Origin of the sequence: Pseudomonas sp. UBA7530 (assembly GCF_002479365.1) — a bacterium.
Taxonomy (GTDB): domain Bacteria; phylum Pseudomonadota; class Gammaproteobacteria; order Pseudomonadales; family Pseudomonadaceae; genus Aquipseudomonas.
The window spans coordinates 132,369-150,401 of sequence record NZ_DLMS01000006.1 but is presented as its reverse complement, the minus strand read 5'-3'; the positions used below and the strand labels follow the sequence as shown (position 1 = coordinate 150,401).

Annotated in this window: 19 protein-coding genes and 1 pseudogene; 8 read left to right on the top strand and 12 right to left on the bottom strand. The window is 62.6% G+C overall.

Going from position 1 to position 18,033, the window contains the following annotated elements; translation table 11 throughout:
• Positions 1–284: 284 nt before the first annotated feature.
• The 6 genes from lpcA to minC form a co-directional block, all read right to left on the bottom strand.
• Positions 285–872, bottom strand: a complete 588-nt coding sequence (lpcA, locus tag B2U07_RS10620; protein WP_024307228.1) for a D-sedoheptulose 7-phosphate isomerase — start codon at positions 870–872, stop codon at positions 285–287.
• A gap of 12 nt (positions 873–884) precedes the next feature.
• Positions 885–2,174, bottom strand: a complete 1,290-nt coding sequence (locus tag B2U07_RS10615; RefSeq protein WP_275546943.1) for a M18 family aminopeptidase — start codon at positions 2,172–2,174, stop codon at positions 885–887.
• Positions 2,175–2,333: 159 nt separating this feature from the next.
• Complete coding sequence (locus B2U07_RS10610) at positions 2,334–2,969, bottom strand: RluA family pseudouridine synthase (RefSeq protein ID WP_061241862.1); 636 nt, start codon at positions 2,967–2,969, stop codon at positions 2,334–2,336.
• Between the two features lie 142 nt (positions 2,970–3,111).
• Positions 3,112–3,366 (bottom strand): cell division topological specificity factor MinE, encoded by a 255-nt coding sequence (gene minE, locus B2U07_RS10605; protein WP_197855066.1) that lies wholly within the window; start codon positions 3,364–3,366, stop codon positions 3,112–3,114.
• Entirely contained in the window at positions 3,363–4,178 is an 816-nt protein-coding gene (minD, locus tag B2U07_RS10600) for a septum site-determining protein MinD (RefSeq protein ID WP_275546942.1), read from the bottom strand. Before minD ends, minE begins: the two co-directional genes overlap by 4 nt.
• A 149-nt stretch (positions 4,179–4,327) precedes the next feature.
• A complete protein-coding gene (minC, locus tag B2U07_RS10595; protein WP_197855071.1) occupies positions 4,328–5,056 on the bottom strand; it encodes a septum site-determining protein MinC in 729 nt (242 codons plus the stop codon).
• 207 nt (positions 5,057–5,263) lie between these two features.
• Here minC and B2U07_RS10590 point away from each other — a divergent pair, with 207 nt between their 5' ends.
• Positions 5,264–6,196, top strand: a complete 933-nt coding sequence (locus B2U07_RS10590; RefSeq protein WP_197855073.1) for a lipid A biosynthesis lauroyl acyltransferase — start codon at positions 5,264–5,266, stop codon at positions 6,194–6,196.
• Between the two features lie 36 nt (positions 6,197–6,232).
• Positions 6,233–7,414, top strand: coding sequence for a patatin-like phospholipase family protein (locus B2U07_RS10585; RefSeq protein WP_275546941.1), 1,182 nt, complete (start codon positions 6,233–6,235; stop codon positions 7,412–7,414).
• 5 nt (positions 7,415–7,419) lie between these two features.
• Here B2U07_RS10585 and B2U07_RS10580 read toward each other — a convergent pair whose 3' ends face one another.
• The 4 genes from B2U07_RS10580 to B2U07_RS10565 form a co-directional block, all read right to left on the bottom strand.
• Positions 7,420–8,274, bottom strand: coding sequence for a pirin family protein (locus B2U07_RS10580; RefSeq protein ID WP_275546940.1), 855 nt, complete (start codon positions 8,272–8,274; stop codon positions 7,420–7,422).
• Between the two features lie 105 nt (positions 8,275–8,379).
• Positions 8,380–9,150: an MlaA family lipoprotein gene (locus tag B2U07_RS10575; RefSeq protein WP_197855079.1), complete on the bottom strand. Its 771-nt coding sequence runs from the start codon at positions 9,148–9,150 to the stop codon at positions 8,380–8,382.
• Positions 9,143–10,441: a serine/threonine protein kinase gene (locus B2U07_RS10570; protein WP_197855081.1), complete on the bottom strand. Its 1,299-nt coding sequence runs from the start codon at positions 10,439–10,441 to the stop codon at positions 9,143–9,145. Before B2U07_RS10570 ends, B2U07_RS10575 begins: the two co-directional genes overlap by 8 nt.
• A gap of 159 nt (positions 10,442–10,600) precedes the next feature.
• Complete coding sequence (locus B2U07_RS10565) at positions 10,601–10,825, bottom strand: DUF2061 domain-containing protein (protein WP_275546939.1); 225 nt, start codon at positions 10,823–10,825, stop codon at positions 10,601–10,603.
• Positions 10,826–11,016: 191 nt separating this feature from the next.
• On the opposite strand from B2U07_RS10565, the pseudogene B2U07_RS10560 reads away from it, so the two are divergent.
• From B2U07_RS10560 to B2U07_RS10540, 5 genes and pseudogenes are all read left to right on the top strand, one after another.
• A pseudogene (locus B2U07_RS10560) lies at positions 11,017–11,345 on the top strand (DHCW motif cupin fold protein).
• A gap of 6 nt (positions 11,346–11,351) precedes the next feature.
• A complete protein-coding gene (locus B2U07_RS10555) occupies positions 11,352–11,726 on the top strand; it encodes a DUF2784 domain-containing protein (RefSeq protein ID WP_197855087.1) in 375 nt (124 codons plus the stop codon).
• Positions 11,727–11,824: 98 nt separating this feature from the next.
• On the top strand, positions 11,825–12,637 hold the full coding sequence (locus B2U07_RS10550; RefSeq protein ID WP_275546938.1) for an SDR family oxidoreductase: 813 nt from the start codon (positions 11,825–11,827) through the stop codon (positions 12,635–12,637).
• Positions 12,638–12,746: 109 nt separating this feature from the next.
• Entirely contained in the window at positions 12,747–13,910 is a 1,164-nt protein-coding gene (locus tag B2U07_RS10545; RefSeq protein ID WP_275546937.1) for a CynX/NimT family MFS transporter, read from the top strand.
• Positions 13,911–13,984: 74 nt separating this feature from the next.
• The gene (locus B2U07_RS10540) at positions 13,985–14,413 is read left to right on the top strand and encodes a hypothetical protein (RefSeq protein ID WP_197855095.1); all 429 of its coding nucleotides are present in this window, start codon (positions 13,985–13,987) and stop codon (positions 14,411–14,413) included.
• Positions 14,414–14,508: 95 nt separating this feature from the next.
• Here the strand turns inward: B2U07_RS10540 and B2U07_RS10535 are convergent, their stop codons facing one another.
• Together B2U07_RS10535 and B2U07_RS10530 are read right to left on the bottom strand one after the other, a co-directional pair.
• On the bottom strand, positions 14,509–15,198 hold the full coding sequence (locus tag B2U07_RS10535; RefSeq protein ID WP_275546936.1) for a DUF2057 family protein: 690 nt from the start codon (positions 15,196–15,198) through the stop codon (positions 14,509–14,511).
• Positions 15,199–15,354: 156 nt separating this feature from the next.
• Complete coding sequence (locus B2U07_RS10530) at positions 15,355–16,452, bottom strand: porin (protein WP_197855098.1); 1,098 nt, start codon at positions 16,450–16,452, stop codon at positions 15,355–15,357.
• A gap of 377 nt (positions 16,453–16,829) precedes the next feature.
• On the opposite strand from B2U07_RS10530, the gene B2U07_RS10525 reads away from it, so the two are divergent.
• The gene (locus B2U07_RS10525; protein ID WP_275546935.1) at positions 16,830–17,963 is read left to right on the top strand and encodes a GNAT family N-acetyltransferase; all 1,134 of its coding nucleotides are present in this window, start codon (positions 16,830–16,832) and stop codon (positions 17,961–17,963) included.
• The last annotated feature ends 70 nt before the right edge of the window (positions 17,964–18,033 follow it).

Sequence of the window (18,033 nt, the reverse complement as noted above, 5' to 3'; positions counted from 1 at the left end):
GGTGGTGTTCGCGAGCAGAGCTCGCTCCTACAGGTTCGTCTGCCGGTCGTCGGCGCGTAGCCCGGATGCAATCAGGGCGCAAGTCCGTAGGTTGGGTTAGCCGCCTGTCACCTTGTTGATCACGCCACCGCATCTGCAGCGGCGCAACCCACCATTGGCGCAATGTGATCCATCGCTTGGTGGGTTACGCGACGCACCACCGCAGCGCTTGCTTGTCGATCCGCTTCCCGCGTTGCTAACCACTACGAGAAGCCGGGCGACCGGCATGTGATTGTGTTGCGACGCTAGGCGTAATTCTGCGGGCTCAGCTTGCGCTCGATCAGCTCGATCAGAATGTGCAGGGTCTTGATGTGCAGCTCCTGCACACGGTCGGCGAAATCGCCGCCGGGGGCGCAGATGCATACGTCGGCCAGGCTTTCCAGTAGCGAGCCGGGCTTGCCGGTCAGGGCGATCACCTTCACTCCCAGGGTCTTGGCGGCTTCGGCAGCCTTGACCACGTTGGGGCTCTTGCCGCTGGTGCTGATGGCGATCAGCACGTCACCTTCGCGGCCGTGCGACTCGATATAGCGCGAGAAGATGAAGTCGTAACCGAAATCGTTGGCCACGCAGCTGATGTGGCTGGGGTCGCTGATCGATACGGCGGCGATGCCGGGGCGGTTCTTGCGGTAGCGCCCGGTCAGCTCCTCGGCGAAGTGCATGGCGTCGCACATCGAGCCGCCGTTGCCGCAGGAGAAGGCCTTGCCCTTGTTCTCGAAGCTCTCGACCAGCAGTTCGGCGGCCTTCTGGATATTGCCCAGGGTCTGTTCGTTGGCGAGGAAGGCCTCCAGCGCGCGCTGGGCCTCCAGCAGGCTGTTGCGGATATGTTCGATCATCGCGTCAGAACCTCAGGGGAGTTCAGGGCTGGAATAGAAGGCCGTCAGTACTTTCACCAGGTGATCGACGTCATGGCTGCCGGCCAGTTCGCGGATCGAGTGCATGGCGAAGGTTGGCAGGCCGATGTCGACCGTGCGCACGCCGAGCTGGCTGGCAGTGATCGGGCCGATGGTGGAGCCGCAGCCCATGTCGCTGCGCACCACGAAGCTTTGCACCGGTACTTCGTTCTCCAGGCACAGGTGGCGGAAGAAACCGGCGGTCTCGCTGTTGGTGGCGTAGCGCTGATTGCTGTTGATCTTGATCACCGGGCCGGCGTTGAGCTTGGGGCCGTGGTTGCCGTCGTGCTTGTCGGCATAGTTGGGGTGCACACCGTGGGCGTTGTCGGCCGATACCAGCAGCGAGCGCTGGATGGTGCGGACGAAATCATCGCCGCCCGGCAGCACGCGGCGCAGCACCTGCTCAAGGAAGGGGCCATCGGCGCCACAGGCGGAGCAGGAACCGACTTCCTCGTGGTCGGTGCAGACCAGCACGCAGGTTTCCTCGTCGTCCGAGTCGATCAGCGCCTGCAGGCCGGCGTAGCAGGACAGCAGGTTGTCGAGGCGCGCGCTGGCGATGAAGTCCTGATTGAGGCCGACGATGGCGGCGCTCTGGGTGTCGTAGAAGCTCAGCTCGTAATCGAGCACCGCGTCCGGGTTGAAATCGTGCTCCATGGCCAGCTGCTCGGCGAGCAGGGCGCGGAAGTCGGCGGTTTCGCTGCTGGCGAGCTGGGCCAGGATCGGCGGCAACTCGGTCTGCGGGTTGATCGCCCAGCCCTGGTTGGCCTCACGATTGAGGTGGATGGCCAGGCTGGGGATCACCGCGATGGGTTGGTAGAAGTCGATCAGCTGGCTTTCGACCTTGCCGTCGCGGCGGTACGTCACGCGGCCGGCCAGCGACAGATCACGGTCGAACCAGGGCGCGAGCAGGGCGCCGCCATAGACTTCCACGCCGAGCTGGAAATAGCCCTGGCGCTGCAGTTCCGGGCTTGGCTTGACGCGCAGACATGGGCTGTCGGTATGCGCGCCGACCAGGCGAATGCCACCGTCGACGGTGGGGCGCTTGCCCAGCTTGAAGGCGATGATCGAGGAGTCGTTGCGGGTCACGTAGTAACGACCACCCGCTTCGGTATGCCAGGGCGCGCGTTCGTCGAGGTGACGAAAACCGGCGGCTTCCAGGCGCATGGCCAGGCTGGTGGTGGCGTGGAAGGGGGTCGGCGAGGCGTTGAGAAAATCGAGCAGGCCTTGGATCAGTTCTTCGCGCATAGGGACTCCGGGCAACGATGGCGCGAGTTTAACCAATTTGTATCGCGCTGTGCCGGCTACGCACTCGTTTGGGGCGATAGTTGGCGTCTATCTGCTGGGTCGGATGTGCTGGGCGCACACTGCCATGTGTCTTTCTGCCAATGCGCAACCGGCAGGCCGTCAAAACGGTGCTGGGCACTCGAAGCGCATGCGCTCGCCGGTTTGTGGGTGGGTCAAGGCGAGCATGCTGGCGTGCAGACACAGGCGCTCATGGGCGGCCAGCGCCTGTTCATGGGCGTAGAGACGATCGCCCAGCAGCGGATGGCCGATGGACAGCATATGCACGCGCAACTGGTGCGAGCGACCAGTGATGGGCGTGAGTTCGACCCGGCACCAGTCGCCGCAGCGCTCGACGATGCGCCAGTGAGTCAGCGCATGCTTGCCCAGTTCGTGATCGACCACGTGGCGCGGCTTGGTCGGCGGATCGTAGCGCAGCGGCAGATCGATGCTGCCGCTGTCGGCCTGCGGCTGGCCCCAGCACAGCGCGGTGTAAGCCTTCTCGGTTTCGCGGTCGTGAAACTGCCGGGACAGCTCGCGGTGGCTGTCGGCGTCGCGAGCCAGGACGATGATGCCGGAGGTCTCCCAGTCCAGCCGATGCACGATGCGCGCCTCGGGGTAGCCGTTTTCCTGCAGGCGGGTGACCAGGCAATCCTTGTTGTCATCAGCCCGGCCGGGCACCGACAGCAGCAGGGTGGGCTTGTTGATCACCAACAGGGCGGCGTCCTGGTGGAGAATTTCGATCTGGCTTAGCGGCATGATGTGTGGGCTGGTGTAGGAGCGGATTTATCCGCGATGCTTTTGGCCTGCAGAAGCTTCGCGGATGAATCCGCTCCTACAGGTGCGCGTTGCTACAAACGAACACGGCGGCCGAAGCCGCCGTGCGCGTGGCCAGGATCGATCAGCGATCCGGCAGGGTGATGTTCAGCTCCAGGATCGAGCAGCTGCCCTGGTTTTCCAGTGCGACTTGAACCTGGTCCGAGTCGATGGCCACGTACTTGCGGATCACTTCCACCAGTTCCTGCTGCAAGGCAGGCAGGTAGTCAGGCTGGCTGCGCTGGCCACGTTCGTGGGCCACGATGATCTGCAGGCGTTCCTTGGCGATGGATGCGGTGGTTTCCTTCTTGCGCGAGCGCAAGAAGTCGAAAATATTCATTCGCGACCTCCGAATAGACGTTGCAGGAAGCCCTGCTTCTTCACATCAAGGAAGCGATGCGCCACTTCCTTGCCGAGCAGGCGATCGACTGCATCGCTGTAGGCCTGGCCAGCGTCGCTCTGGTCATCGAGGATGACCGGAATGCCCTGGTTGGAAGCCTTGAGCACGGCCTGGGATTCGGGAATCACGCCAAGCAGGCGGATGGCGAGGATTTCCTCGACGTCTTCGACGCCGAGCATTTCGCCCTTGGTGACGCGCTCGGGGTTGTAACGGGTCAGCAGCAGGTGTTCCTTGATCGGCTCCTCGCCTTTCTCGGCGCGGCGCGATTTGCTCGCCAGCAGGCCGAGCATGCGGTCGGAGTCACGTACCGAAGACACTTCCGGGTTGGTCACGACGATGGCCTCGTCGGCGAAGTACATCGCCAGGTGAGCGCCTTTCTCGATACCGGCCGGCGAGTCGCAGACCACGTATTCGAAATTCTGCGACAGCTCAGTGATGACCTTCTCGACACCTTCGGGGGTCAGCGCGTCCTTGTCACGGGTCTGGCTGGCGGCCAGCACGTAGAGGTTCTCGAGGCGCTTGTCCTTGATCAGGGCCTGGGTCAGGGTGGATTCGCCGTTGACGACGTTGACGAAGTCGTACACCACGCGGCGTTCGCAGCCCATGATCAGGTCGAGGTTACGCAGGCCGACGTCGAAGTCGACGATGACGGTCTTGTGCCCGCGCAGGGCGAGGCCGGTACCGATGGCAGCGCTGGTGGTGGTTTTACCGACGCCACCCTTGCCGGAAGTGACTACGAGGATCTTGGCCAAGGTGATTCACCCCAAAAAATGAAGATAACGCGGGAATCTGAGGCCAATCGAGGCTTCCAGATGCCCTTTTGACGGAGCCTCAAAAACTGGCTGCGTTGCCAGCGTTTTTAGAGGCTCCTTTATGTCCGTAAAAGTGGCCGCAGTATCCGTTAAAGGCGGGTGATGTTCAACACGTCACCCGACAGGCTGACCTGCACCGCATCGCCCCAAAGCGGGTCGCGGCGCAGGTCTTCGGCGACCTTGTAATGGCCGGCGATGGACAACATTTCGGCGCCCATTTGCTGGCAGAAAATCCGTGCCTTGGTGTTGCCCTTGATGCCAGCCAGGGCGCGACCACGCATGGGCGCGTAAACATGGATGTTGCCATCGGCGAGAAGTTCCGCCCCGGCACTGACTGGCGCCAGCACGATCAGGTCGCCGCCCTGGGCATAGATCTGCTGGCCGCCGCGTACCGGCGTGGTGATGATGCGGCTGGGTTTGTGCTCGGGTTCGGCCGGTTTTTCCTCGACCTTCTTCGGCGCCGGATCGAGCGGCCGCTCGCGTGCGCCGGACGGCGGCAGCACCGGCAGATCCATGGCTTCGGCGGCGGCGACGTCGCTTTCGCGCGAGGCGCGGATGGCCAGGGTGCGCAGGCCATGGCGGCGGCAGACGGCCATCAGCTCGGCCAGGTCCAGTTCACCTTCGCCTTCCGGCAGTTTGTCCAGGGCCAGTACCAGCGGCGTATTGCTGAAGAAGGCCGGGGCCTGGGCGACCTTTTCCGTCAGTTGCGCGTCGAGGCGCTCGAGGTCGTTGTGCGCCAGTTCCATCACGGTGATGGCGAGCATGCTGCCCTTGAGCTGGAATACGGGGTCTTGGGCGAGGAGGTCGGCTTGGCTCATGGTGATGCGATGGGCCTTCTGGCGAGTCGAAAGATGCCCGGACTTATAACGACATAGCCCGCATGCCGCAAGCGACGAACGACGGCGGGGCAGACGCCCCGGTTCGTCGATCCACTGCCGTGAGCCGCGCTGTCGGCAGCGATGCCACCGAGTCGGCTGGAAAACTGCGTTAGAATGCGCGGCTTTGTATGTGATCGGAAACGCCTCATGGATCGCCCCCGCTTTCGCGCCTATTTCCTTCATCCGCGCTTCTGGCCGCTGTGGCTGGGGTTCGGACTGCTGTGGCTGGTGGTGCAGCTGCCGTATGGCTTGCAGCTGAAGCTGGGGCGGGCGCTGGGCTGGCTGATGTATCGCACGGCGACCTCGCGCCGGCAGATAGCGGCGCGCAACCTGGAGCTGTGCTTCCCCGGCAAGAGCGCTGCCGAGCGCGAACGTCTGCTCAAGGAGAATTTCGCCTCCACCGGTATCGCCTTCTTCGAGATGGCCATGAGCTGGTGGTGGCCCAAGGCGCGCCTGGCAAAGCTGGCGCATGTCGAGGGCCTCGAGCATCTGCAGCAGGCGCAGGCCGAAGGGCAGGGCGTCATCCTCATGGCGGTGCACTTCACCACCCTGGAGATCGGCGCCGCGCTGCTCGGTCAGTTGCACACCATCGACGGCATGTACCGCGAGCATGACAACCCGCTGTTCGACTACGTCCAGCGGCGTGGCCGCGAGCGCCACAACCTCGATGCCACCGCCATCGAGCGCGAGGACATTCGCGCCATGCTCAAGGTGCTGCGTGCCGGTCGCGCCATCTGGTACGCGCCGGATCAGGACTACGGCCGCAAGCAGAGCATCTTCGTGCCGTTGTTCGGCATCCAGGCGGCGACGGTCACCGCCACCACCAAGTTCGCTCGCCTGGGCAAGGCGTGCGTGGTGCCCTTCACCCAGCAGCGCCTGGCCGATGGCAGCGGTTATCGTCTGGTGATCCATGCGCCGCTCGAAGGCTTCCCCGGCGAGAGCGAAGAGGCCGATTGCCTACGCATCAACCAATGGATCGAGCAGGTGGTCAGCGCCTGTCCCGAGCAGTATCTGTGGGCGCATCGGCGCTTCAAGACGCGCCCCGAGGGCGAGGCGAAGCTGTACGGAAAGCGTAAGTAACGCACCTATACTCAACAGAAAAATCAGGATTGGCCGATGACCGCAGCTGCCCAGCCCCATGAGCCCGTCACCGGGCTGATTCTCTCCGGTGGTGGGGCGCGGGCGGCTTATCAGGTCGGAGTCCTGGCCGCCATCGCCGATCTGCTGCCGGATGCCTCGCACAACCCCTTTCCGGTGATAGTCGGCACCTCCGCCGGCGCGATCAACGCCGTTGGCCTGGCCTGCGGCGCGTTGCAGTTCGGCGAAGCGGTGCGGCGCCTGACCTCGGTCTGGCAGGGCTTTCACACCCATATGGTGTATCGCAGCGACTGGCCTGGCGTGCTGCGTCAGGCGACGCGTTTCGTCGGCCACAGCCTGCTGGGTATCGGTCGCGACGTTCCAGTGGCGCTGCTCGACAGCTCGCCGTTGCGCGACCTACTCGAACGCGAGCTGGATTTCTCCGGTATCGCCGCCGCCGTGCGCCATCGTCAGTTGCGTGCAGTCGCGGTGACGGCCTTCGGTTATGAAAGCGGCCAGGCAATGACCTTCTATCAGGGCCGCGCCACCATCGACCCCTGGTTTCGCCATCGCCGCGTGGGCGTGCCGACACGTTTGCAACTTCACCATCTGCTCGCCAGCGCGTCGATTCCGCTGATCTTCCCGCCAGTGAAGATCAACCGTGAGTACTTCGGTGACGGCGCGGTGCGCCAGGCGGCGCCGATCAGCCCGGCGCTGCACTTGGGCGCCAGCCGCGTGCTGGTGATCGGCGTCAGCGGCAATGCCCAGCTCGAAGCCGGTGCCGCACTGCCGCGTGTAGCGAGCACGCGGCCGCCGAGCCTGGCGCAGATCGGCGGGCACATGCTCAATAGTACCTTCATCGACAATCTGGAGACGGATATCGAACTGCTCGAACGTCTCAACCAGATGAGCGCGCTGGTGCCGCCGGATCGACGTCCGCGTGGCCTGGGGCTCAATCCGGTGGAGGTATTGGTGATCGCGCCGAGCCAGCCGCTGGATCAGATCGCCGCCCGCCACCAGCGTGAGCTGCCCAGGGCGCTGCGTCTGTTTCTGCGTGGCCCGGGGGCGACCAAGGCCGGTGGTGCCGGCGTGCTCAGCTACCTGCTGTTCGAACCCGGCTATTGCAGCGAGCTGATCGAACTGGGGTATCAGGACGCGATGACGCGCAAGGCCGACCTCTGCCGATTTCTTGGCTTGACCGAGGCCGTCCAGCTGGCCTGATGCACTCAGGCCAGCACGCCATCGCGAAAATCACGCAGGGCCTGTTCGATTTCCTCGCGGCTGTTCATCACGAACGGCCCGTACTGCACGATGGGCTCGTTCAGCGGAGTGCCGGCGATCAGCAGCACTCGCGCACCATGGCTACTGGCCAGACGCAGCTCGCCTGCATCCGACAGCCGCACCAGGCGCCCGGCGCTGATCGGTTGTGCGCTGGCGTCGGGCAGTTCGAGCAGGCCTTCGTAGACGTAGAGCATGACCCGCTGTCCGTCGGCCAGGCGCGGCGCCACCTGGCTGCCGGCCGGCAGATGCAGGTCGAACAGCTGCGGCTGGGTATGCGGACGCTGCACAGCGCCTGCCTGGCGGATCTCGCCATCGTCAAACTCGCCGGCGATCACCACCACCTCGACGCCGGATGCTGTGCTGATACGTGGAATGTCCGTGGCGGGAATATCGCGATAACCCGCTTCGCCCAGCTTGTCCTTGGCCGGCAGGTTGAGCCAGAGCTGGAAACCGCGCATGGCGCCGGACTCCTGCTCTGGCATCTCGCTGTGGATGATGCCGCGCGCGGCGGTCATCCATTGCACGCCGCCGCTGCCCAGCAGGCCGACGTTGCCCAGGTGATCTTCATGGCGCATGCGCCCTTCGAGCATATAGGTAATTGTCTCGAAGCCGCGATGCGGATGCGGCGGGAAGCCGGCGATGTAGTCGTCGGGGTTGTCGGTGGAAAACTCGTCAAGCATCAGGAAGGGATCGAAACGCTCCAGGCCAGGCCCGCCGATGACGCGGTTAAGGCGCACACCGGCGCCGTCGGAGGCAGGTTGGCCAGGCTGGATGCTGATGACGCGGCGTTGCGAAGTCATGGCGCGCTCCTTGTTAGATAGGGATGGCGCCATGCTATTCGCATTAAATCGATATTTGGGTGGAAAATTTCCTAATAAATTATCGATAAATCCAATGAGTCAGGGTTAGTCGGCAATTCTCAGTTTGCGCGACTCCGTATAGAAGTAGCGCAGCTTCTCGTATTCGAACGGCGAGTTGAGCTGGCCATAGTGGAAGCCGGTGTTGGCACGCGTGTCGACGGCGCGCAGGACCATGATGCCTGGATTGTCGCGGCTGGCGTCGGCCACGTCGAGGTAGTTGACCGCATTCTCCAGGCTGAAATCCGCCACCAGGCCGCCCGTGTCGCGCAGGTTCGACGGGCCGAGCAGCGGCAGCATCAGGTAAGGGCCGGCGGGCACGCCGTAGTAGCCAAGCGTCTGGCCGAAGTCTTCGCTCAACCTGGGCAGGCCCATTTTCGTTGCCGGGTCCCAGATACCGCCGACCCCGATAATGGTATTGAACAGCAGGCGTGCGGTGGTGTTCATCGCCCGCTTGCCCTTGAGCTGCAGCACGCTGTTGGCCAGCGTGGGAATCTCGCCGAGGTTGCTGAAGAAGTTGTGCACGCCGGTCTGCAGCAGATCCGGGGTGACGTAGCGGTAGCCATCGACTACGGGCAGGAATACCCACTGATCGAAACGGTAGTTGAAGTGATAGACGCGGCGGTTCCATGACTCCAGTGGGTCATAGACCTGCAGGGCGTCACTGGAGGCGCGCTCGAACTCCTGCTGATCCAGCCCCGGGTTGAACTGCAGATTCTGCAGCGGGTTGGTGAAACCGTCGGCGTCGACCTGACGTTCGGCCAGTGCCTGCCCGCTGGCCAGCAGCAGGGCGATGATGAGGGAGCTGTGCTTAACCACGGAAGAACTCCAGCATGGCGTCGCTGTTGACGCGATAGTTGAGGTTGCCGCAGTGCCCGCCGCGCGGGTAAAGGGTCAGGCGGTCGCCAAAGGTGCGGCGCAGAAAACCGATGTCGCCCTGACCGAGGATCAGGTCGTCGGCGTTGTGCATCACCGCGACCTTGTCGCTGCCTTTGAGATAGTCCTCCAGTGCGTACATGCTGGTTTTCTCGATCAGTTGATTGAGGCTGCCACCGTCATAACGGGCACGCCACATGGGCATCAGCTGCTCGGCGATGTAGCAATCGAAGTCGCAGCGCAGGGCCATCTGGAAGAAAGGCGTGAGGCTGGTGTTTTCGGTAATGCGGTAATCGCGCGGAGTGATCAGGCCGCGGCGGTTGAGCAGGTCCGAGGTGAAGACGATATCGGCGGAGGAGAAACGGAACGAGGTGCCGATCAGCATGGCCATCTGTTCGTCCGAGAGCCGCTCGGTGGATTGCTGGAAGTCGTAGAGCATGGCCTCGTTGATATCCAGATAGCCCTTGTCGTTGAAATAGCGCGTCAGCTTGCCCAGCACCAGGTCATAGAAGTTGGTGCTGTTGTCGATCCCCTGGACTCGGGTCTGCACCAGCTTGTCCAGGTTGCTGATGGAGGTGTAGAGGTTGACCGGCGGGTTGAGCAGCAGCACGCGCTGGAAATCGAAGGCGCGGCGGGTTTCGTCGATCTGGCTGACGAAGGCGGCATGCAGCGCGCCGAGGCTGTATCCGGTCAGCAAATATTCGCTGACTTGCAGTTTCGGGTGCTGGGCGCGTACTGCCTGCATGGCGCGGTACAGGTCGTCGGCATCTTCCGGGCTATAGCCGGGGGTGGCGAAGCGCGAGGCGGCGGCCATGAAATCGTAGCTGGTCGGCGACGACAGCTGCACGACATGGAAACCAGCGCCGTAGAACAGCTTCTTCAGGTACTCATTGGTACCGTTGGCGTAGTGCGCTCCAGTACCGGCGATGATGAAGATCAGCGGCGCCCGGCCTTTTTGCTCGGCCAGGCGGTAGCGTAGCTTGGTCACCGGCCAGAAGTTGTCCAGCAGTTCGAATTCGCGGTCCGGACGCAGGCGTACCGAGTAGTCGCGCTGACTGATGTCGCCGTCGGCCGGGAGTTCCGGGCGTAGTTCGGGCGGCGTGGTGGCGATGGTCGCTTCGAACGGGTTGGCCAGCGGGTAACCGTAGCTTTCGGCATCCACATCGGCGGCAACGGCGAAGGCACAGAAGACCAGGCCACCGAGCAAGGCGGCGAGACGGGCAAGGCTGGGCATGTGCTAAGTCCCTTTAAATCAGAGAGCGTCTGGATTAAACAGCTGGCTTATGACAGCAGCAAGAAGGGCAAAGTGCCAGACTATCTTAGCTAAATCGTAGGAATCTCGAGTCACAGCAATTGTAGTCATGCCTGCCTGGCGAAGCGCAGGCGCGTTCGCTCAGGCGTGATGATGCAGCCAGGCATGCTTGGGGCGTTCCGGCGCAGGCTGACGCTTGCGCTCGAAACGCTGCCAGACCTTTTCGTGGAAGTAAAAGCCCACCGAATTGCACAGCGGTTCGATTGCCGCTACCAGGCTGCTGGCTGCAACGCTGCCGGTCAGTACGTAGGTGACGCCGAAGGCAATGCAGAAGTGCATGATGGTGAAGGTCAGTGTCTTGAGCATGATGCACCTCGTTGAGAATCATTTCGTCTTGTAGGAAGGCTATTCCTGTTCGTTCGGCTCGGGAAATGTGGCGTGTGCATGGCCTTGATAGTCGCTCTAAATTGATTTGATTCACATGAAATAAATTACCTATTTATTCGACTGGTGGGTCGCTGCGTTAAGGTGAGGCTCTATTTCGATGGAGCCAAACCATGCAAATCAGTGATATCCCCTTCGGTGTGACGGATTGGAGCGCGATGCCAGCTACCGAGCACCCGGGCGAGCGTGGCGTAGCGCGCTGGCGCACCTGCCAGTTCGGTGCGCTGCGGGTACGCATGGTGGAATATTCACCGGGCTATCTGGCTGACCACTGGTGCCATAAGGGGCACGTGTTGTTGTGTCTGGAGGGGAGCTGGTTACCGAGCTGGAAGATGGCCGGGTATTCGTGCTCAAGCCCGGTATGAGCTATCAGGTGGCCGATGGCGCTGAGGCGCATCGCTCCTCGACATCGGCTGGCGCGCGCTTGTTCGTGGTGGACTGAGTCGCGATGCTCTGGCGTATGGCTGCCGATGCGCTGGTGCTGGTGCACCTGGGCTTCATTTTGTTCGTGCTGCTCGGTGGCTTGCTGTTGCTGCGCTGGCCGCGCTTGCTCTGGCTGCACCTGCCCGCAGTGGCCTGGGGTATCGTCGTGGAGTGCCTGCATCTGGGTTGCCCGCTGACACCCTGGGAAAATCAGTTGCGCCGGGCGGCGGGACAAGCTGGATATGAGGGTGGCTTCATCGAGCATTACCTGATACCGCTGATCTACCCGGCCGGGCTCACGCCGCAGATCCAGCTCTGGCTGGGGGCCATCGTCGTGCTGGTGAACCTGGCCGTTTACGCCTGGCTGATCTGGCGCTGGCGCAGCGGGCCGCGCGCCTGATTAGCCCAGCCTATTCATAAGCCTGATGAAGGCTCGGACCCTTTATCTCCTTCGCTACACTGCAGCCATCGCAACCAAACAATGAAGGCAGGGCTGCTATGCAAAACCGCATGATGATCACTGGCGCGGGCTCCGGCCTGGGGCGCGAAATTGCCCTGCGTTGGGCGCGCGAAGGCTGGCAATTGGCGCTGGCCGACGTCAACGAAGCCGGCCTGGCGGAAACCTTGGGGCTGGTGCGCGAGGCGGGCGGCGACGGCTTCACCCGCCGTTGCGACGTGCGCGACTACAGTCAGCTGACCGCCCTGGCGCAGGCCTGCGAAGAGCAGTTTGGCGGCATCGATGTCATCGTCAATAACGCTGGCGTCGCTTCCGGTGGTTTCTTCAGCGAGCTGTCGCTGGAGGACTGGGACTGGCAGATCTCGATCAACCTGATGGGCGTGGTCAAAGGCTGCAAGGCGTTCCTGCCGCTGCTGGAACGGAGCAAGGGCAAGATCGTCAATATCGCCTCCATGGCCGCGCTGATGCAGGGACCGGGCATGAGCAACTACAACGTGGCCAAGGCCGGCGTGGTGGCCTTGTCGGAAAGCCTGCTGGTGGAGCTGCGTCAGCTGGAGATCGGCGTGCATGTGGTCTGCCCATCCTTCTTCCAGACCAACCTGCTGGACTCTTTCCGTGGCCCGACGCCTGCGATGAAGGCTCAGGTGGGCAAGCTGCTGGAAAGTTCGCCGATCACTGCGGCGAATATCGCTGACTATATCCACGATGAAATGGCCAAGGGCAGCTTCATGATCCTGCCGCATGAAATGGGCCGCATGGCCTGGGCAGTCAAGCAGAAGAACCCGCAGGCGCTGTACGACGAGATGGCCAACATGGCCGAAAAAATGCGCGGCAAGGCCAAATCCGTCAGCTGACCGATAAGTCAGTTATTCATGCCTTCAGGCTTGCCTGGCGCGGCCTGCAGGGGTAGGGTGGCCGCCCCGGCCGCCCCGGCCGGCCTGCCGTCATGACCATGGAACATTTGTGAAACCAGTCCCTCGGGTCCTGCTACTAGTGGCCCTGGTGCTGGCGGCGATCAATTTGCGCCCCGGCATCACCTCCCTTGCACCGCTGATCGAGCGTATTGCCGCCGAGCTGTCGCTGAGCCGCAGTTTCATCAGCCTGACTACCGCCTTGCCAGTGCTGTGCATGGGCCTGCTGGCGCCTTTGGCGCCGCGCCTGGCGATGCGCTGGGGGCTCGAACGCACCATCGTGCTTTGCCTCGGCCTGATCGGCCTGGCGCTGCTGGCGCGTCTGGCCGCACACCAGAGTACGGTGCTGATCGGTAGCGCCATCGCCCTGGGCGCAGGTATAGCGGTGGCCGGCCCGTTGCTATCGGGCTTCATCAAACGTCATTTCGCCAGCCAGATGGGACGCGTGGTGGGTTGGTATTCGCTGGGTATGGCCATCGGCGGGGCGGGTGGCGCGGTATTCACGGCGCCGGTCACCACATTCTTTGGCGATGCCTGGCATCTGGGGCTGGCGGTGTGGGCCGCACCAGCGTTGCTCGGGGTAATTCTCTGGTTGTGGTTGCCCAGCCAGGTGGGCGTTGTAGAGGCGCAGGAAAGCACCGGCCTGCCTTGGCGGCAGCCACGCGCCTGGCTGATCAGTTGCTTCTTCGCCATTCAGGCGGGGCTGTTCTATGCCATCGCCACCTGGGCCGTGGCGCGCTACCACGAAGCCGGGCTGAGCGTGCTGCGCAGCAACTCGCTGCTCAGCCTGGCCATGCTCATGGGGCTGCCCAGTTCATTCCTGCTGCCCTGGCTGGCACAGCGCTACAACGCGCGCTATCCGCTATTGCTGGCTTGCGGTGCGGTCACCTGCGGTTGTCTGGCGATGGTCACCTTCATGCCGCGTTTCGTTCCGGAGCTCTGGGCGCTGATCCTGGGCTTTTCGCTGGGCGGCTCCTTCGCCCTGTCGCTGGTATTGCCGCTGTACGAAGCCGGCTCGCCGATGGCGGTCAGCCGCTGGACGGCGATGATGTTGTTCACCGGTTACTGCCTTGGCTGCCTGACGCCGATTCTGACCGGCCTGGCTCGCGATCTGTCCGGCAGCTACCGCCTGCCGTTCGCAGTGCTCACTGCGCTGGCGCTGGTGATGACGCTGGTGGCCTGGTTGCTGGGGCGTAGCAGGCGCAAGGCGCGCTGAAGAATTCGCCCCCGTTCCTTTCTTGCCCTGGCGTGCTGTGTTAGAAGGCTTGCTGCTTTTTCAGGAGTGCCGGTGTGGAGTCCGAATCCATCGTCTATGGCTGCATCCGCGACTGGCCCTCGGATGACCCCGAGCAGAGTCGTCTGCGCCGTGAAACCAACCATGGCGTGTTGGCCGAACTGCCCTCGGGCGATCTCTGGCCCTTTCTGGGGCGCGAGATGTTCTCTTTCTGCGAGCTGCCGGGGGCGGGCCTTTACCAGACCCAGGTGATCCACTTCGGCGCCAGCTACGGCGCAGTGGAGTATGAGTGGAACCTGTGGATCGAAGCCTTTGAGGCGCTACTCAAGCGCCTGTACTGGACCAGTGCCGTGGTGCATCTGGAAACCGAACTGAACGGCCTGCATACCTTCCGATGGGAATCCGACAACGGCTTTCACAGCCCCCAGGAAGGTGCGCTGCGAGTGCGCTGCGCGTGGGAGCGAGAGGGGATGTTGCGTAGCTGAGACAGAGTTTTCGGTACAGCTACAAACGGTAGATACCGGCGCTGTCGCGGGCTGTCGAGGGCGCTCCCGCGTGGCGGGAGCGCCCTCGGTTTGGGTTACTGCTGAGCCCACTTGAGGAAGGCGCTGCGGCTTTCCGGCGTGAGCAGGTTCCACATCTGCTGCAGGGTGGTCAGGGTGGCGTCGTTATGCGGCAGGGCAGCGGCCTGGGCCGGAGTCAGAGCGACCGCCTGTGGTGCGCTCGCTGCGGCGGCACCCAGCGGTGCGACGCTGGTGGCCTGCGCAGCGACTTCGCTGGAGCCCATCAGTACGCTAAATGCCGAAACGTTACGATTACCTGCTTCGGCGTCCTTGCGTTCGCCGGTGCGGGTGTTCACGGCCCAGGCCGGAAAGTCTTCTTCGAACTTCTGGGCTTCGGCCAGGTTGGCCGGACGCTTGAACTCCAGGCGCCACAGATCGCCGGGCTTGCCGTCGATGGTGAAGATGGCGGTGCGGCTGCGCACCACTTCGTGACTCATGCCGCCGGCGATGTCGAAGCCGTTCTTGTAGAAAGCGTGGATCTGGTAAGCGCCTGGCTGCAGCAGCAGCTCCTTGTCGTTCAGGCCGGAAGCGGCAATGGCGGCGGAGTAGGGCTGGCCATTGATGCTGCGGATTTCCAGCTCGCCGGGTACGACCACGGTGAGGACCTGGTTCTGCGGCAGCGGTGCGCCGGAATACAGTTGGACTTTGGGTTGCTGGGCGCAGGCGGCCAGCAGGCCAGCCATGGCGATTACGAACAAGCGGCGCATGAAAACTCCTAAGTACGAAGGTCCGCCGATGCTCGGCGGGCTGGGGTCGATGACATTCCGGAAACAAGAATAAGACGGCCAGGTGTCAGTTAAATGACAAACCGGGCTGCCCCTCGCGGAGCAACCCGGTTTGTTTTATCTGTTCCGCAAGCGGGATCAGAAGTCGTAGCGCAGACCTACGGTGAAGCCGGCAGCTTTTTCGCCAGCGGCTTCGTTCACGCCGTTAACGATGGACTGGTTGCTCGGGGTAGCGGTACGCGACTGCATCCACGGCGAGTAGGCGACGTTGGAATCGTTGTCGACGACGGCGTAGTTGGCGTAGACGCGCACGGCCTTGTCCAGCTTGTGCTCGATACCCACGACCCACATGTCGGCATCGGAGTTGTCGGCGTCGCTGTCGTTGGTCATATAGGTGGCTTTCAGAGCGGTGTTCTTGGCAATCGCCAGTTCGCCACCGATGCCGTAGACGTCGAAGGTGCCGGCGTCGCGCTGAGCACTGGTGGTGCCGGATACACCTTCGAAATCGGTGGTCTGGTAGAAACCGACCAGCTTGAAGGCATCGGTCAGCTTGTAGGCAACGGCAGCGCGGACGGAGTCAGCCTTGCCACGCAGGGTGTCTTCTTCCACTTTCTCGTAGGCCAGGGAGGCTTCCAGCGGGCCGCCGATGTAGTTCAGCGAGGTGCTGAAGGCATCGCTGTCTTCGTTGTTGGCGGGGGTGTCGGTGATGTTCAGCGACTGGCCCTTGTACATCGAGTAGGCCACTTTAACGTTGAAGCCGTTGAAGTCCGGGGTGGTGTACTGGATGGTGTTGTCGTAACGCTCGTCCAGACGGCCGGCGGTGACGCGAGCCAGGTTGTTCATGTCGCCGACCTGGTCGCCGAACAGGTTGAACGGACCACGGGCTACCTTGAACGGGCTGTCGAAACGACCGACCTGGATGGCGCCGAAGTTGCTGCTCAGACCCACGAAGGTGTCGCGGGTGGCGAAGTCGGTACCGCCGCTCGAGGCGCCAGTGGTGAAGTTGATTTGTTGTTCGATCTGGAAGAACGCCTTCAGATCCGGGTTGATGGCGTGGTCGCCTTTGAAGCCCAGTCGCGAGGAGTTGCTCGACAGGTTGGTTTCGGAGTACTTGGCACCATCATCGAGGTAATCCACCGACACATGTGCACGGCCATAGACGGTCACGTCTGCCATTGCCACAGCCGGTACCGCCAGAGCAGCACCCACAGCAACCGCAATCAACTTCATCTTCATCGAAAAAACTCCTTCGTTTTATGAAACGCCGTCATTGCCTGTGGCATGACATCGTCTGTTTGGACGGAGGCGATTATGGAAATCCGATATGACAGAAGGCTTGCTGCCGTGTGACATTTTCGAGTCAGGGGAACTTTTTTAAAAACATATGCTTAGGAAGTTTTTTTGAATCTTTTAGGCTGTTTTTAAGGGGGTCGGAGAAGTCCCGCGGCGACTGTATAGAGGCATTGTTAAAGTTTCGAGAAAAGCGCAGCGTGGGCCTCGTCCTGGATGAAATTTCGTCATGTTGCTCTCGCCCCGAGCGGATTTCCTGTTCTATTGACGTGCTGATAACCTGATTCGCTCAGGGAGAACCCATCCCTTTCTGGAGTGCAGTTGTGACCTTGTTCGTTGCCGATTCGCTGTCCAGCGTCAGCGCAGGCCCATGGAATGCGTTGCTGACCGATTCACAACCTTTCCTGCGCCACGCCTTCCTCGCTGCGTTGGAGGAAAGCGGCAGTGTGGGTGGGCGCAGCGGCTGGCAACCGGCGCACCGCCTCTGGCTCGATGATCAGGGCGTGGTCCGGGCTGCCATGCCGGCCTATCTCAAGCAGCACTCCTATGGCGAATACGTATTCGACCACGGCTGGGCAGACGCCTGCCGCCGTGCGGGCATTGCGTACTACCCCAAGCTGCTCGGGGCCGTACCCTTTTCACCCGTTAGCGGGGCACGCCTGCTGGGCGACGCGCAAAGCGCCGGCAGACTGCTCGATTCCCTGGCCGCGGGTCTCGCAGAGGAGGGCCTGTCGAGCCTGCACATCAATTTCACCAGCACCGCCTGCGATGCGTTGATAGCCCAGCGTGAAGGCTGGCTCGAGCGCCTCGGCTGCCAGTTCCACTGGCACAACCGCGGTTATCGTGACTTTCAGGATTTTCTCGACGCGCTCAGCTCACGCAAACGCAAACAGATGCGCAAGGAACGAGAACAGGTCGCGGGGCAGGGCATCGATTTCGACTGGCGACGCGGCCATGAGTTGAGCGAGGCGGACTGGGATTTCGTCTACCACTGCTATGCCAACACTTATCATGTACGCGGTCAGGCACCCTATCTGATGAGGGATTTCTTCAGCCTACTGGCCGAGCGCATGCCGGAGATGATCCGCGTGGTGTTCGCGCGGCAGCAGGGGCGGCCGCTGGCGATGGCCTTCAGCCTGGTCGATGGCGAAACCTTCTTCGGTCGCTACTGGGGCTGCCTGGCCGAGTTCGACCGCCTGCATTTCGAAACCTGCTTCTATCAAGGAATGGAGCTAGCCATCGCCGAAGGTCTGCAACGCTTCGACGCCGGGGCCCAGGGGGAGCACAAACTGATACGCGGTTTCGAGCCGGTCATCACCCGTTCGTGGCATTATCTCTGTCACCCGGGGTTGTATGCTGCAGTCGCCGAGTTTCTCGAACAGGAGCGCTCTGGCGTGCGGGCTTACGCGGAACAGGCGCGCGGTTATCTGCCTTTTCGCCAGCCCAGTGGGGACTGATCGAGCGATCAGGTTATCGTGCTGGCGCCGAAACAGCTGTTTGCCGGAAGTTCCCCGTGTCGGAGATTTC

Excerpts from the sequence above, each read along its gene's own strand:
- lpcA (WP_024307228.1), bottom strand. The coding sequence starts at position 872 with ATGATCGAACATATCCGCAACAGCCTGCTGGAGGCCCAGCGCGCGCTG.
- B2U07_RS10615 (WP_275546943.1), bottom strand. The coding sequence starts at position 2,174 with ATGCGCGAAGAACTGATCCAAGGCCTGCTCGATTTTCTCAACGCCTCG.
- B2U07_RS10610 (WP_061241862.1), bottom strand. The coding sequence starts at position 2,969 with ATGCCGCTAAGCCAGATCGAAATTCTCCACCAGGACGCCGCCCTGTTG.
- minE (WP_197855066.1), bottom strand. The coding sequence starts at position 3,366 with ATGAATATTTTCGACTTCTTGCGCTCGCGCAAGAAGGAAACCACCGCA.
- minC (WP_197855071.1), bottom strand. The coding sequence starts at position 5,056 with ATGAGCCAAGCCGACCTCCTCGCCCAAGACCCCGTATTCCAGCTCAAG.
- B2U07_RS10590 (WP_197855073.1), top strand. The coding sequence starts at position 5,264 with ATGGATCGCCCCCGCTTTCGCGCCTATTTCCTTCATCCGCGCTTCTGG.
- B2U07_RS10585 (WP_275546941.1), top strand. The coding sequence starts at position 6,233 with ATGACCGCAGCTGCCCAGCCCCATGAGCCCGTCACCGGGCTGATTCTC.
- B2U07_RS10580 (WP_275546940.1), bottom strand. The coding sequence starts at position 8,274 with ATGACTTCGCAACGCCGCGTCATCAGCATCCAGCCTGGCCAACCTGCC.
- B2U07_RS10570 (WP_197855081.1), bottom strand. The coding sequence starts at position 10,441 with ATGCCCAGCCTTGCCCGTCTCGCCGCCTTGCTCGGTGGCCTGGTCTTC.
- B2U07_RS10565 (WP_275546939.1), bottom strand. The coding sequence starts at position 10,825 with ATGCTCAAGACACTGACCTTCACCATCATGCACTTCTGCATTGCCTTC.
- B2U07_RS10555 (WP_197855087.1), top strand. The coding sequence starts at position 11,352 with ATGCTCTGGCGTATGGCTGCCGATGCGCTGGTGCTGGTGCACCTGGGC.
- B2U07_RS10550 (WP_275546938.1), top strand. The coding sequence starts at position 11,825 with ATGCAAAACCGCATGATGATCACTGGCGCGGGCTCCGGCCTGGGGCGC.
- B2U07_RS10535 (WP_275546936.1), bottom strand. The coding sequence starts at position 15,198 with ATGCGCCGCTTGTTCGTAATCGCCATGGCTGGCCTGCTGGCCGCCTGC.
- B2U07_RS10530 (WP_197855098.1), bottom strand. The coding sequence starts at position 16,452 with ATGAAGATGAAGTTGATTGCGGTTGCTGTGGGTGCTGCTCTGGCGGTA.